The sequence below is a fragment of the Paludisphaera borealis genome (assembly GCF_001956985.1).
Classification (GTDB): domain Bacteria; phylum Planctomycetota; class Planctomycetia; order Isosphaerales; family Isosphaeraceae; genus Paludisphaera; species Paludisphaera borealis.
Map to the genome: position 1 here is coordinate 6,293,153 of NZ_CP019082.1, position 14,737 is coordinate 6,307,889.

Here is a 14,737-nt window from a genome sequence, read left to right on the forward strand (position 1 = left end):
CGTCCCGAAGGATCGTCCCATGAGTCGCAGGAACCTGCTTTACGTCTTCGTCGGCCTGATCCTCGGCCTGATCGGGTCGACCCAGGTCCCTCTGCATGCGCAGAGGAATGTCATAAAAGTCACGGCAACCCCCATTCGCCAGCAAGACACGACCAAGGCGAGTCCGTCCCCTGACGTCGCCCCCCAGGGTGTCGAGATAGCGAGACCGGCCGCCGACGCCCCGAGTGAGATCGAGTCGAGGCCCGAGCCTCCGACAGCCACATCGAAGGTTTCGTTGCAAGAGGCGCTCCACCGGCCGTACACGTTTGTGTTCGGCAAGCCCACGACGCTCAGCGAGGTTTCGCGGCGACTGACCGCCGACCTCGGCGGGCCGGTGGTCCTCGATCTCGCCGCCCTCGAACGGCTCGAAATCAAGCCCGACGACACCGTCGAATTGGAGCTGAAAGGGGTCCGGCTCAAGACCGGTTTGAAGCTGCTCCTCGACCAGCAACAATTGACCTTCCGGATCATCCCCGAAGACAACCTCCTGATCCTCACCGACAAGGAAGGTGCGGACGACCCGCTCGACAAGGTGTGGACCGAACTGAGCCATCTCCATCGCGACGTCCACGAAATCCAGGACGTGGTCGAGGACCTTCGCGAGCTATCGGGCGCGCCGGGCGAGATGGACGCGGAAGGGGGCCCTCGTCTGCGAAAGCCCACGATCATTGAAGAGATGCCCGAGAATCCCGACGGCCCCCCCAAGATTGATGCCGTTCCGAAGCCCGAGTCGCAGCCCGATTCCAAGGATCTACGTCCCTCGACTCCGCCGAAACGGCCGCGCACCCGACTTTGACAGCCGTCTCCACGAGGTCTCACGACGTTATGCAGTCCAGCGCCGACCGCTCCCGCGACGAAGCCGCCCCGAGCGGTCGCAACTGGCTCGCCGAACCCCGGACCGGCGTGCTCGCCGTGCTCGGCCTGGTCGTCGTGGTCGGCGGCGGCCGGAGGCTTTTGCACGCGTTCGCAGCCCGCAAGTTGATCGCGCGGCTCGTCCAGCCCAATGTTCGGCCGGAGGAAGTCGAAGCCGCGGCCCGGTTCGGCCGCGCGGGCCTGCACGAGCTGTTCCGGCTCCAGGGCGAGGCGGCCTCGGTCGCCGTCCGCGAAGCCGCCGCCCGCGCGATCGCGATCCTCTGGAGCGAGGATGAGCTGATCGCCGAGGAAGAGCAGGCGCTGGTGCGCCGGGCCTTCCACGTGACCTGGGGAGCCCGCCGACGCTACCCGCGCGACCTGAACTGCGAGATCCCGATCCGGGTCCGCTACGGGCTGCCGTTCCTGTCGTCCGAAGGCCCCGGCCTGGCTCCCGAGAACCTGGAATGGTCGCACCGCATCAGCGGAGCGCGGCGGGCGGCGATCGAAGAAGAATCGTCACCGAACGCCGGCGAGGGAAACGTCGAGTTCTCGATCGTTCCGGCCGACTTCGAGACCGACGGCCCGCACCGGCTGGCGCTCCAGGCTCGGGTCCGCACCGTCGGACTGACCGACTCCTGGCAAATCGAACTCCCCCACGTTCCGTTCAGCTTCGAATTCGACCCCCGGCTGGCCGTCGACTCGCTCTTGGCCTCGCCCGACGCGGCTCGCGAAGCGGCGATGAGCCGTGCCGTCCGGCTGGAAGACGCCGCGACGGCCTCTGGATCGAGTCCCCGGTTCCTCCCGCTCGGCGGAGAATTGATGATCCGCAACCCGCCGCAACTGGTCGTATCGTCCCCCTTGCCTCACGACCTGGCCCACCGCGTCTGGATCGAGATCGAAGGGGTCGAATCGCGGATCTCCGGCGGCGTGCTGATCGCTCACGGCCGGTCGATTCGCGACGATTCGGCGACGACGGCGCAACCGCCGACGCGCCACGACCTGACCCCGGCGATGGGCCCGGCACTGCCCGAAGGCGTCATCGACCGCCCCGGCCGCCGCGCGATACGCGTGATACTGATCGCCGACCCGAACCTCGGCTGGACCGATCCCGAGGTCCGCTCCGTCTGGCCGGGCGAGATCCAGACGGATTGGGTCGCCGCCGAGGTCGTGCGGCGGTAGACCGATCAACCCTTGTGGCGGATGACCCGCCCGGGCCTGTCGCCAGTCGCCTTGCCGTTCTGGAAGACAGGGCGGCCGTTGACCAGCACGTGGACGATGCCTTCGCTGTAATGGAACGGTTCGAGATAGGTCGACTTGTCGACGACGGTCTTCGGGTCGAAGACCGTCACGTCGGCGAACATCCCAGCGCGGAGCAGGCCGCGGTCCTGGATGCCGAGCTTGGCCGCGTTCAAGGAGGACATCTTTCGAACGGCGTCCTCGACGGCCAGAAGCCGACGCTCCCGGACGTAGACCCCCAGGACGCGCGGGAACGTGCCGAAGCTGCGGGGATGCGGATGCCCTCGGCGGAGGCTCCCCTCGACGGCCAGCGCGAGGCCGTCGGAACCGATCGAGCACCACGGCTGCCGGAGCGCCAGGTTCATGTCCTCCTCGGTGTGGTGCGCGTAGATGGTGGACACCGAGCCCCCCTCCTCGATCAGGAAGTCGAGGAAGAGGTCGAGCGGATCCGCCTTGGCCTGATCCGGGCTCGACTTCGCCTTCGCCGCGAGGATGACGTCCATCGTCTTGCCCTCGAACGCGACGTTCTTCGGGGTCAGCCGGGCGCTGACGAGCATCCGCGACCAGTCGCCGCCGACGGCCTTGTAATGGTCGTACCAGCCGGGCAGGCCGTCGCGGATCTCGGCCTTGAGCCTGTCGCGCTGCGACGGGTCTTTCAGGCGGGCGAGCAGCGCTGTTTTGCCCCCTTCGTGAGCCCAGGGGGGGATGATGGTCACGAGGTCGTTGTTGCCGCGCGTGTAGGGGTAGATGTTCGCCTGGACGTTCACGCCCCGCCGCCGCGCGTCCTCGATCCGGGCGACGACCTGATCCATCTTCCCCCAGAAGGCCTGGTCGGCGATCTTCAGATGGAGGATGTCGACGGGCACGTCCCCCCGTTCGCCGATGGTGATCGCCTCGTCGATCGCGGCGAAGACGTCCGTCCCCTCGTTGCGCATGTGGCTCGAAAAGATCCCGCCGTGCCGCCGGACGACGTCCACGAGCGCGACGAGGTCGTCCGTCGTCACCTTGAGTTCCCTCGGCCCGGCGAGCATCGTCGAGAGGCCGAACGCTCCCTCGCTCATCGCGCCGTCGAGGAGGGTCTTCACCTCCTCCAGTTGCGCGGCGGTCGGCCGGTCCAAAGCGTCGCCGGTCACGCAGTCGAGGAGCGTCCCGAGGCCGACGTACGAGGCGACGTTCGGCGCGATCTTGCTCCGTTCGAGGGCGTCGAAATAACCGCCGAGGGTCGTCCACTCGAAGGTCTTGTCGCCGAACTTGACCCTTTTGGGGTGGAGCTTGCCCAGCGAAGGCCCCCCCGACGAATCCTCGCCGAGCACCTCGGTGGTCACGCCCTGGCTGACCTTGCTCGTCCCGGCGCCGTCTTCGAATAAAGTCATATCGGAGTGCGAGTGTATGTCGATGAAGCCCGGCGCGACGATCAGCCCACGGGCTTCGATCACGCGACGCGCGGGGGTGCCGGCCGGGATGCGGCCGACGGCCTCGATCCGGTCGCCCCGCACGGCGACGTCGCCCCGGTACGCGGGGTTCCCCGAGCCGTCGACGATCGTGCCGCCGCGGATCAGCAGGTCGAGCGGCTCGACCGCGGCCTCGGCCTTCGCAGCTTCAGGCCGCATCGCGACCGCCAGCGCGGCGACGGCCCAGCAGGTCGCGGGGGTCGAGATGAACTGGTGCTTGCCGTGCGGGTCGCCGTTGTCGAAGTACTCCTGGACCGGCTTCGCCCGCGTCTCCATCCGCCACGAACCGTCCGGCTGCTGGCTCTCCAGGAGGTAACGGACACCCCGTTCAAAGGCCGGAGAACTCGGACTCGCGCCCGACTCGCTCAGACGCACGAGGGCCTGGCCCGAGGCGTAGGCGTCGCTCGGCAATTTGTCGGCCGACGACCAGCCGCCGTCCTCGTTTTGCCTGGCGAGCACGCTTTCTCTCGCCCGCGTGATCGCGTCCGATCCGGCGCCCAGGAGGGTCAGTCCCCAGAGCTGCGAGCTGTAATCTTCCTGGACTGACCGAGGGGCGTTCTCGATCCAGCGCAGGGCGCTGGCCACGGCGGCGTCCGCCGGCGCCTTGTCCGGCCCCCGGGCGAAACTCTTCAGCCCGTACGCCGAGATCACCGTGCATGTCACCGCCGATTCTTCCATCGGCGGGCGCCCGCCGGTCGTCCATCGGCCGTCCTTGCCCTGCGTCTTGAGGAGGAACGACGTCATGGCGTCGGTGGTCTCGTCGGCTTCCAGACCGCCGATGTCGAGGGTCCAGAGGCCGTAACCAACCGTCATCGCGCCGCCGCCGACCCCCTTGCCCGCCTTCATCGCCGATCGCTTCTCGACGAACGATTCCAGGGTGAACTCGGCCTGGGCCTGGAGCAGCGTCTCATCGGCGCTGACGCCCGCATCATGGGCCTTGACCGTCGCCAACATCGGCAGCGTCTGGTGGTGGCAGGAGAAGCAGTCGCGATGCGTGGGGTAATTCGAGGCCGCTTTCTGGACCAGCGCCAGCCCCTTCGTCACCGCCTCCTTGACCCTGTCATGAGGCGGGCCCGCCGCCGATGCGGGGACGACCAGGGCGAATACGACGGTCAGCAAGGCCAATGAGAAGGCGAGTGTCTTGAGCATCATGACGTCCGCGCGGGGGTGTCGAGACGTTGGGTGGCACGGGGCAAGCCTACACCGACGCGAGGAGGCGGGAAAGAGAGCGGTAAGGGACCTGAAAACAGAAAGCTCGTCGGAGACGCCAGGACGCGTAGCGTGCGACTGAACCGTCATTCCCTCTGGAGTATCTGAAAATGGCCTCGCGAAGGCCTGCCCCGAATACAAGCTCGAAGCGCCAGCGAGTGGATGCCTCCAATGGCCCGACGGAGATTCACTCGCTGGCGCTTCGAGCTTGTATTCGGACCCGAGCCACCCCGAACCTCCCTTTTCATGGGGTGGGGCGACCTTTTTAAGGTCATGAGTGTTGCTTTGTGGAATCGGCCGCGACGAAACTCAAACCGGATCGTCAAGCCTTGCACAAACATTGTGAATATTTCTTCATTTAGCGATTGAAATCCGTCTCGGCGCTTGCTAGATTCTGCGCCATGGATGTCGCCAATATTCTGTGGATGAGAAGTATGTCGCAGTATTGGTGGAGGACTACCGGTGAGGTGGGCGACGACGAAGAGCCCAATTGCAGAGGCCTCCAGGTGGTCCTGAGCCTTGGCATAAACCCCGGTACGGCGGACCTCGACAAAGGCCGCTAGAAGCGTTTCTCGTCTCGGGCCTCGGGCGTAACGGGCGTGTTGCCAAAAAGCAACATTCGTCACGAACGTCGACGTCAGCGCGCCGACCGAACTTTTGGGAATCGGATTCCTGATTGCGCAGCGAGCCTGCGCGCATCACTTCACCCTGAGGATCACTTCAATGAAGAATGTTGATGGATTGACAGGGCGCCCGCAGCGCCACCGCTTCCTTGCCTGGGGCCTTTTGGCCCCTGTCGTCGCGGCCTCAATGCTCTGTAGCAACGCCCAGGCCTACAGTGGGTTGACGATCAACGCGACGTTCGACAGCTCGATCACCAGCCTGCCCGACGCGGTTGCGATCGAAGGCGCCATCAACTCCGCGATCAGTGTTCTTGAACACGACATCTCCAGTCCGATCACGGTTTCGATCCTTTTCCAGAACATGAACAGCGGATTGGGCGAGAGCACGTCTGGTGTTTACACCCTATCCTATTTTGATTACTACAATGCGTTGAAGGCTCACATGACCACGCCTGAGCAGCTCACCGCCCTCGCTTCGTTGGGCCAGGCTCCCACGTCCTCGTCCTCGCCCAACCCCGTCAATGGCAGCACGTCGATGGAGATTTCGGCGCCGCAAGGCAGGATGCTTGGATTCGACACTCCTGGCGTGGTCACGGGCCCGGGAGGCACATACGACACGATCATCGGATTGAATACGTCGATCACCAGCCCGCCACAGGGCCTCGCTGGGTACTACGGCCTTCAGGCCGTCGCGAACCACGAGCTGGACGAGGCTCTCGGCATCGGCGGCCTCGGCTCGTTCCTCGGGACCAGTCTCTCTGGCGTTGGATCGTTGGATCTCTACCGATATTCCGCGCCTGGCGTCCGCAGCTTCACGACCGATCAGAACGCGAACTCCTACTTTTCCCTCGATGGGGGCAAAACGGTCCTCTCCTACTTCAATCAAATAGCAGGGGCTGACTACGGAGATTGGGCAGGCGGTGCCAATCCCCAAGTACAAGACGCGTTCGGCACTCCCGGAACGAATCCGGCCTTGGGGGCGAATGAGCTCGCGTCATTCAGTGCGATTGGTTACAGCCTCTCGGCGCAAGCCGTGCCGGAGCCTTCGAGCTTCGCGATGCTGGGCACTGCAATTCTGTTCTTCTCGGGCCATTGCTGGTCGCGCTCCAAGCAACGCGCGAGGGTCGCGGCGTAACCCGGCTGCGTTGCATCGCGTCCGTCAGGGCGCAGGACGAGCCCACCTGGTTGATCTCCGATCGACTTCCGAGCTCGTCCCGCCCGTGATTCGACTCCGGCTTGGCCACGCTCTCGGAGGGGGGAAAGGGGTCAGGCCTGAATCACATTGAATTCAAGGAGCAAAACCTTGCCGCCCACCGAAAGGCGGGAAGCAAGCCGCCTCGCTCCAAATCCGACTCGAACGCTCGGGCGACTTTTGTTCTTGTGAATCCCCAGGATCACGCGGGAGGCTAATCACTCCGCGAGGCGGCGACGATCTGGGCGGCGACGCGGACGGCTTCGATCAGGCTGGAAGGGTCGGCGGTCCCTTGCCAGGCGATGTCGAACGCCGTGCCGTGAGCGACGCTCGTCCGCACGATCGGCAGGCCGAGGGTGACGTTCACCCCGCGCCGGAATCCGGCGGTCTTGAGCGCAATGTGCCCCTGATCGTGGTACATCGCGACCACGGCGTCGAACGCGCCCGAGAGGGCGTTGATGTAGAGCGTGTCGTTGGGAAGAGGCCCCGAGACGTCGAACCCCTCGGCCCGGGTCAAGTCGACGGCCGGCCGGATGATCGTGACTTCCTCGTCGCCGAACAGGCCGTTCTCGCCGGCGTGGGGGTTGAGCGATGAGACGGCGATCTTGGGCCGCCTGCCAGCCGTCAGTGGTCGAAGCGCCCGGTCGGCCAGCCGGATCTTGGCGGCGACCGAATCGACCGTGATCGCGTCGAAGACGTCGCGCAAGGCCATGTGCAGCGTGACGTGAACGACGCCCAGACCGGGCCGAATCGGCGCCCTGGCGGAATTCCGGTCGGCCGCGAGGTAAAGCATCATCGCGTGGTCGGGCGTCCCGCACCGGTCGGCGAGGATCTCGGTGTGCCCCGGGTGGCGGATTCCGGCCAGGTGGAGCGATTCCTTGTTCAACGGCAGGGTCGTGATCGCGTCGATTCGACCTTTCAGAGCCAGGTCGATCGCGTAATTCAGATAGTCGTGCGCCGCGCGGCCCGCGCGAGCGTCGACGCGCGCGGGGAGGACGTCCTCGACCCGCGCCGAGCCCGGAGGATCGAGGCAGGGGGCGGTGGTTGGGGACGACTCGGCGTCCTCGGGCCGGTCGATCTCCTGGACGCGGACGTCGAGGCCCGCCAGGTCGAAGGCGCGGCGAAGGACGGCGGCGCTGCCGATCACCAGCGGCCGGCAAAGCGCGTGCAGCGCCGGGTCGGTCCAGGCCCTGGCGATGACCTCGGGGCCGACGCCCGCAACGTCGCCCATCGTCAAGGCCACGGTCGGTCGCTCAGGGGGATGTATCGGCTTGTCGTTCGAAGGCGTGGTCATCCCTATGATTGTGAGATCAAGGCTTCGGCTTGTCCAGAAGAGTCGAGGCCGCGTGGGTCGGCTGTTCAGCGGCGCAAGCCCCGGTTAAGATGCGAAGCATGACCCGTTCTCGACCAGGATTGCGAGAACGCCGGCCTTGGCTCAGGTCCGTATGTTCTGGACGACCCTTGCGGTTGCGGAACCGACCGTTTCAGCCATTTCGACGATCACCTCGCGGGGGTACGCGCCGATGCTCAACCAGAAACTCAAAGACGCCGTCGTTTCTCGGATCTTGACGAAGGTCCGGACGCCCGCGCAGTACGTCGGCGGCGAGCTGAACAGCATCGCCAAGGATCACAGCACCGTTCAGGGAACGCTCTGCCTGGCGTTTCCCGACACGTATTCGATCGGGATGAGCCATCACGGGCTCCAGGTCCTTTACAGCCTGATGAACGATCTGGGCTGGGCGTGCGAGCGGGCGTTCACGCCGCTCCCCGACTTCGAGGCCGGCCTCCGCGAGCACGGTCTGCCGCTCTACGGCCTGGAGACGTTCACGCCGCTCAACCAGTTCGACGTCCTCGGCTTCACGCTCCAGTACGAGATCTCGTACTCGAACGTCCTGACGATGCTCGACCTCGGCGGGATTCCGCTCCACGCCGAGGATCGCGGCGACGACGACACCCTGGTCATCGCCGGGGGCCCGGGCGGCCAGAACCCCGAGCTGCTCGCGCCGTTCATCGACCTGTTCGTCATGGGAGACGGCGAGCCCAGCCTGCCGGTCGTCTGCGAACAATGGCGCGAGATGAAGGGCTCGGGCCTGTCGCGCGAGGAGAAGCTGGCGCGGATCGTCGGCTCGGTCAACTGGGCGTACGCGCCTCGGTTCTACGAGCCGATCTACGCCGAGGACGGCACGATCGTCGAGATCCGCCGGCTCCGCGACGACGTGCCGGCCGGCATCCGGCCGTGCGTGATCCAGGATCTGGACGGCACGCCGTTGCCTGTCAGGCCGGTCGTCCCGGTCGTCGAGACCGCGCATGACCGGATCGCCATCGAGATCATGCGCGGCTGCCCCTGGCAGTGCCGGTTCTGCCAGAGCACGGTCATCAAGCGCCCGCTCCGCTACCGCACCGTCGAGACGATCGTCGACGCGGCCCTCGAATCGTACCGCAACACCGGCTACGACGAGATCAGCCTGCTGTCGCTGTCGACCAGCGACTACCCCGACTTCGAGCGCCTGGTCACGCGGATGAGCGAGGTCTTCACGCCGCTGGGGGTCAAGATCTCGCTGCCGAGCCTGCGGATCACCGAGACGCTCAAGAAGATCCCGGCCTTGCTCCAGGAGGGGCGGCGGAGTGGCTTGACCCTCGCGCCCGAGGTCGCCCGCGACGACATGCGCGAGCAGATCCGCAAGCCGATCAACAACACCGACCTGTACGAAGGCTGCGCCGAGGCGTTTCGCCGAGGGTGGAAGAAGGTCAAGCTCTACTTCATGTGCGGGCTCCCCGGCGAGCGGCCGGCGGACCTGGACGGGATCATCGAGATGGCCGAGACCATCGCGCGGATCGGCAAGGACGTCACCGGCCGGCACGCCGAGGTGATCGCCAGCGTCTCCAACTTCATCCCCAAGCCGCACACCCCCTACCAGTGGAACGGCATCCAGTCCCGCGACTACCTCAAGTGGGCCCACAAGTACCTGCGGTCCCGGGTCCGGATTCGCACGGTCACGATCAAAGGACACGACATCGAGCGGAGCATGCTCGAAGGGATCATGACCCGAGGCGACCGCCGCGTCGCCGCCGCGCTCGAGGAAGCCTGGCGGCGCGGGGCCCGGCTCGACGCCTGGACCGAATACTTCGATCACAAGCTGTGGTGGAAGACGTTCGAGGATCTGGGCATCGACGTCGAGTGGTACAGCCACCGCGACCGGCCCACCGACGAGGTGCTCCCCTGGGACCACATCCATATCAAGTACGGCCGCGACTACCTGGTGAAGGAGCAGAACCGCTCCGTCGTCCAGCTTGAGGCCATGGCCGGGGCGGTGTGATCGACGAGAGTCATCCTGGAGCGTTCTCAATGGCCGCCGAACTGACGACTCGCCTGCTGACCGCCGAGCAGTTCCTGACTGCGGACCTCGGAGAAGGGACGTTCGAGCTGGTCCACGGGGAGGTTGTCCGCATGTCGCCGCCGAGTCCTGAACACGGCCTGATCTGCGGCAACATCGCCGGCATTCTCTGGGAATACGGCCGGCGTTCGGGATTCGGCTACACACTCTCGAACGACTCCGCCGTCCTCACGGAACGCAGTCCGGACACGGTTCGCGGCCCGGACGTCTGCTTCTACAGCCACGCCCGGTGGCCGCGATCGCAAGTTAGCAGAGCCTTGCCCCCCGTTGCGCCAGATCTCGTCGTCGAGGTGTCGTCCCCGGGCAATCGTCCGGGCGCGATGCTTCAAAAGATCGGCGAATACCTGAACGCCGGCGTGCTGATGGTCTGGGTGGTCTATCCAAAGAGCCGGACCGTCGCCGTGTACCGCACGTTCGACGCTCCTCCTGTCGTTCTGCAACTGGATCAGACGATCGAGAACCTCCCCGAGCTTCCCGGTTTTCGGTGCCTCGTTTCGGACGTCTTTCTTTGATCCCGGCCGCATCCTCCCTCTCGCCACGCTGGATACGAACGGTCCCCTGGATCGCCCTGCTCGCCGCGCTGGGGTGGAGCGCCGTGATCCGGGCGCCCCTGATCGTCAACGCCGACGTCCATCTCGACAGCGACCTGGCCGTCGACGGTCTCACGCTGAGCGAGGCGATTCAGGGGCACTGGCGGTGGCACTATCCGGGGACGCCCTACATGGGGACCGGCTCAGTGCTGCTGAGCTGGGTTCCCGCCAAGCTCTGGGGCGTCTCGCCCGCGACCCTCGTCAGCGGCGGGACGCTCGCATATCTGCTGCTGGTCGGCGGCGTCTTCGCGACGACCTGGAAGGGCTTCGGGCCGAGGGTCGCCGGCTGGAGCCTCGTGCCGCTGGCCTTCGCGTCGACGGGGACGATCTGGCTGACCGGCCGGATCACCGGCGGCCACATGCTCGCCGCCGCCTGGAGCGCCTGGGCGTGGTGGCTGCTGATGCATTTCGCGTCGAAACCGAGCCCGGCGCGGGGCTTCGCGCTCGGGGTCTTCTGCGGGCTCGGCGTCTACCTCGATTCGCTGTTCCTCATGACGCTGCTCGGCCTCGTTCCGAGCGGAATGGCCGCCGTGATCGTGACGCGCGGCGACGCCTGGCGCGCTTCGCGGGCGCTGGCGTGCGGCCTATGCCTCGTCGCCGGTTTCGCGATCGGCTACGCGCCGCGTCCGATCGGCCGGTGGATGGAACCGCACGACGCCTATAACGAGCAATTCGCGTGGAGCCTGGATTCAGCCGTCCTGACCGAGCACGCGCGGATCTTGTTCCTCGACTGCCTGCCGCGCCTGATCGCCGGCCACCGGCTTCCGGGACTGGAGGCCGACCCCGATCCGGCCTTGCTGGGCCAGGCGGCGCCTATCCAGAAGACGAGCGGACGAGCGTCATCGATCAGCCTCGTCGCGGCGTTATTGACGCCTCTTGCGGTTGGGCTTTTCGTCGCGTCGTTCGGATTTCTCGGCCGGCGGGCGGGGAAGTCCGCGATGGCGTTCGGGCTGTTGATCTCGACGGCGGCGATCCTGTCGGCCTTCGTCGTGAATCGCAACATCTTCAACTCCGACAATTATCGCTATCTCGTCTTGCTGCTGATCCCCTGGGCGTTGGGCTTCGGCCTGGCGGCCGAGGCGGTGGGGGGGTGGTCGAGACGCGGCTTGGCGGTCGTGATCGCGACGGCCGTTGCGATCGGCGGCTTGTTCACGCTCGACGCCGCGGCATGGTATCGTCGTCTGGGATGGATCGACGATCGATGGGCCGTCGTCCATCGTCCGCTCGACGATCCCGCGCTGCGGTGGCTGGGCGAGCATCCCGAGGTCGTCGACTTCGCGGCGGGCTACTGGGACGCCTACCGGCTGGCCTTCCTGAGTCGTCGGCCGCTGCGCGGGACGCCTCATCCGATCTACCCGAACCGGTTCCCCGAGTGGTCGAAGGACCTTCCCGGCGGCCGTTCCGAGACCCTGATCGCCCGCCCCACGGCCGAGGATCAGGCGTTTCTGCGGCGGGCGATCGGCGACGGGGGCCGGATTCTGTTCCGGGAGCGCGGGACGACGATCGCGAGCTGGCCGATCGCGAAGCAGCCCGATCGACCTTGAACCATTGAGATCCGCAATTCGCGAGGGCGTTTCGTGTCGCAGTTGGAACCGATGCCGGGTGTCGAAGACGAGTCGTCGTGGTTCCAACCGCCGGGCAGAGGGTGGGGAGACGTCGTCGCGCTCCTCGCCTGGACCGTCGCCGTCTGCTGGATCTTCTGGGACGCCGTCAGCCTGCGCGGGGCGTTCTTCTACTTCGACGTCACCGAGATCAATTATCCGTACCGCTACTTCTTCGCCGAGGAGTTGAAGGCGGGTCGGTTCTCGCGCTGGTGTCCGTGGCTCTACAACGGCCTGCCGCTGTTCAGCGAGAGCCAGGCGGGTTATCTCCACCCGCTCAAGTACCTGTTCTATCCCTGGATGGAGACCTGGAAGGCGTTCAACTTCGACACCGTGCTGTCGATCTGGCTGGCCGGCGCGGGGACGTACGGCTGGCTCCGGCGACACGTCGGACCGGCCGGCGCTCTGACCGGCGCGGCGCTCTTCGGCGTCGGCGGCTTCACCTGGGCCCATCTGGTCCACACGAGCATGATCAACGCCCTGGCCAGCGTGCCGTTCGCCGTCTGGGCGCTCGAATGGGCGTGGGCCTCGGGCGCCTGGCGCGGGGTGGTGCTGGGAGCCCTCGCGATCGCCTGCCAGGTCTTCGCCGGCCACTTGCAAGACGTCATCCTTTGCTCGGGGATTCTCGGCTCGTACGGGCTCTACCGCGCCGCGACCGCCGCCTCGAAGCCCGAGCGTCGCGCCGTGCTCGCCCGGACGTTCGGCCTGGTCGCGCTGGGGGTCGTGCTCGCGGCCGTCCAGTGGGTCCCTTCGAAGGAGCTGCTCGACCGCTCGCCGCGGGCCGGCGGGCTCTCGTACGACGAACTGACGTTCGGCTCGTGGAGTCCCGAGCTGCTCCCCACGCTGGCACTGCGTGAAGCCTACGGCACCCGCGCCCGCGACACCGACTGGATGGACGGCTTCTATCCGTACCACGAGATGGACACCTACCTCGGCTTGCTCGGCCTGGCGCTCGCCGTCGTCGGCGCGGCGGGTCCCGGCGCGAAGGATCGCTGGACCACCTTCTGGGCGCTGTTGGCGATCACCGGCGGCCTGTTGATGCTGGGTCGGTTCACCTTCCTGTTCGACTACGCCCACAAGATCCCGATCCTCGGCAGCTCGCGCGAGCCGGTGCGGTTTCATCTCTGGGTCGCGCTGGCGGTCGCCGCGCTGGCGGCGGTCGGAGTCGAGCGGTTGCAGCGGCCCGGCGTAGTGAGCCTTCGCGCGGCGATCGGCCTCGTCGTCGTGATCGTGGTCGTCTCGGCGCCGATCCTGTTCTTCGTCTATGAGCCGATCTGGAACGACCCCAAACGCTGGACGCTCCCATACCACCTTGCCCGTTACCGCTGGCTGGGCCGCGAGCTGCTCACCGGCGCGGCGCGGACGGGCGTCCTGGTCGCGCTCGGTCTCGGGCTGGCCTGGCGCGCGTCGAAGACGTCGCGCCCCAGGCCGCGGGCGAGGCTGGCCGCGTGCCTGCCGGTCCTGGTCCTGCTCGATCTCCTCGGGGCGCACAAGGACGACGCTCCGACGGTCGATCCCGCTTACTGGACGTCGCCGCCGGAGATCGTCAACCGGCTCAAGGCCGACCCCTCGTTCATCCGCGTCTTCGCGACCGGCGACAAGAGTTCGGGCGAGCCCGGCTTCGCGTCGGAGCCGATCGATTTCATGCGGGTCCGCGACACCCTCAACTGGAGCCTGCCGGCCGCCTGGGGCCTGGCGTCGTCCAAGGGGGAGACGCCGATGATCCCCCGGCGCATCCTCGATTACACCGACAACGCCATGTACAAGGCGGGCCGGTTCGATCTCGACAGCGTCAGCCACATCATCACGGGCCGGCTCCAGCGATCCAGCTTCGTCCCCAATACGCCCGTCGGCGACGCCTTCGTGCATGTGAACAAGAACGCGTTGCCCCGCGCGCGCCTGGCTGGCAAACCGTTCTACGCGGCCGACCGGCAGGACGCCGTCGCCGCGCTGACTCGACTGAACCGCGAACTGTACGCGCGGATCGTCGTCGAAGACCCCGCGCGACCGCTCAGCCCCGACGCCGAGGTCGCCGGCTCGGCGCGGATCACGACCGATCTGCCCGAGCACGTCGTGGTGTCAGTCGACGCCCAGACTCCAGCCTACCTGATCTTGGCCGACACCTTCGACCCAGGCTGGTCAGCGACCGTCGACGGCAACCCCGCGCCGATCGCCCCCGCCTACGTCGCGTTCCGGGCCGTTTATCTCGACAAGGGCGCGCACACCGTCGAGTTCCACTACCGCCCCGCCGGCTTCACGCTTGGGCTCACTCTCACCGCGATCGGAGCGCTGATCTCCGTCGGCCTGATCGTCGCGCCGCGACGGATCGGGGTCGGATCGCTCGATCACGTCCATCTCGCGACCGCCACACGCCTGAGGCGAATCTGGATCGCCGCCGTCGTCCTCATCATCGCGCTGTCGATCTTGAAAATCGGATCGACGGGGAACGTGGCGATCCAGAACCGGTGGGACCGCGCCTGGCACAAGTTCACCTGGGGCTCGGGCATCGAGGCGATGGTCGAGAGGCGGAAGTAGGAAGGTCCGCCGGC

9 protein-coding genes are annotated in these 14,737 nt (G+C 66.7%); 7 read left to right on the top strand and 2 right to left on the bottom strand.

What is annotated here, in order from left to right; genetic code table 11:
• Positions 1 to 19: 19 nt before the first annotated feature.
• Both BSF38_RS24320 and BSF38_RS24325 read left to right on the top strand, forming a co-directional pair.
• The gene (locus BSF38_RS24320; RefSeq protein WP_076349676.1) at positions 20 to 835 is read left to right on the top strand and encodes a hypothetical protein; all 816 of its coding nucleotides are present in this window, start codon (positions 20 to 22) and stop codon (positions 833 to 835) included.
• A 29-nt stretch (positions 836 to 864) separates the two neighbouring features.
• A complete protein-coding gene (locus BSF38_RS24325) occupies positions 865 to 2,070 on the top strand; it encodes a hypothetical protein (protein WP_076349677.1) in 1,206 nt (401 codons plus the stop codon).
• 5 nt (positions 2,071 to 2,075) lie between these two features.
• Here BSF38_RS24325 and BSF38_RS24330 read toward each other — a convergent pair whose 3' ends face one another.
• Positions 2,076 to 4,727: an amidohydrolase family protein gene (locus BSF38_RS24330; RefSeq protein ID WP_237170593.1), complete on the bottom strand. Its 2,652-nt coding sequence runs from the start codon at positions 4,725 to 4,727 to the stop codon at positions 2,076 to 2,078.
• Between the two features lie 783 nt (positions 4,728 to 5,510).
• Here BSF38_RS24330 and BSF38_RS24335 point away from each other — a divergent pair.
• On the top strand, positions 5,511 to 6,545 hold the full coding sequence (locus BSF38_RS24335; RefSeq protein WP_145952305.1) for an NF038122 family metalloprotease: 1,035 nt from the start codon (positions 5,511 to 5,513) through the stop codon (positions 6,543 to 6,545).
• Between the two features lie 271 nt (positions 6,546 to 6,816).
• On the opposite strand, the gene pdxA is transcribed toward BSF38_RS24335, so the two are convergent.
• Entirely contained in the window at positions 6,817 to 7,896 is a 1,080-nt protein-coding gene (gene pdxA, locus BSF38_RS24340) for a 4-hydroxythreonine-4-phosphate dehydrogenase PdxA (RefSeq protein WP_076349680.1), read from the bottom strand.
• A gap of 229 nt (positions 7,897 to 8,125) precedes the next feature.
• Here pdxA and BSF38_RS24345 point away from each other — a divergent pair, with 229 nt between their 5' ends.
• Genes BSF38_RS24345 through BSF38_RS24360 form a run of 4 tightly spaced genes read left to right on the top strand, consistent with a single transcriptional unit; the run spans position 8,126 to position 14,723 of the window.
• Positions 8,126 to 9,919 carry a TIGR03960 family B12-binding radical SAM protein gene (locus BSF38_RS24345; RefSeq protein ID WP_076351414.1) on the top strand — a complete coding sequence of 598 codons (1,794 nt, stop codon included), beginning with the start codon at positions 8,126 to 8,128 and terminating at the stop codon, positions 9,917 to 9,919.
• Positions 9,920 to 9,948: 29 nt separating this feature from the next.
• On the top strand, positions 9,949 to 10,509 hold the full coding sequence (locus tag BSF38_RS24350; protein WP_076349681.1) for a Uma2 family endonuclease: 561 nt from the start codon (positions 9,949 to 9,951) through the stop codon (positions 10,507 to 10,509).
• Complete coding sequence (locus BSF38_RS24355) at positions 10,506 to 12,131, top strand: hypothetical protein (RefSeq protein ID WP_145952306.1); 1,626 nt, start codon at positions 10,506 to 10,508, stop codon at positions 12,129 to 12,131. Before BSF38_RS24350 ends, BSF38_RS24355 begins: the two co-directional genes overlap by 4 nt.
• Before the next feature lie 33 nt (positions 12,132 to 12,164).
• Complete coding sequence (locus tag BSF38_RS24360) at positions 12,165 to 14,723, top strand: YfhO family protein (RefSeq protein ID WP_237170594.1); 2,559 nt, start codon at positions 12,165 to 12,167, stop codon at positions 14,721 to 14,723.
• The last annotated feature ends 14 nt before the right edge of the window (positions 14,724 to 14,737 follow it).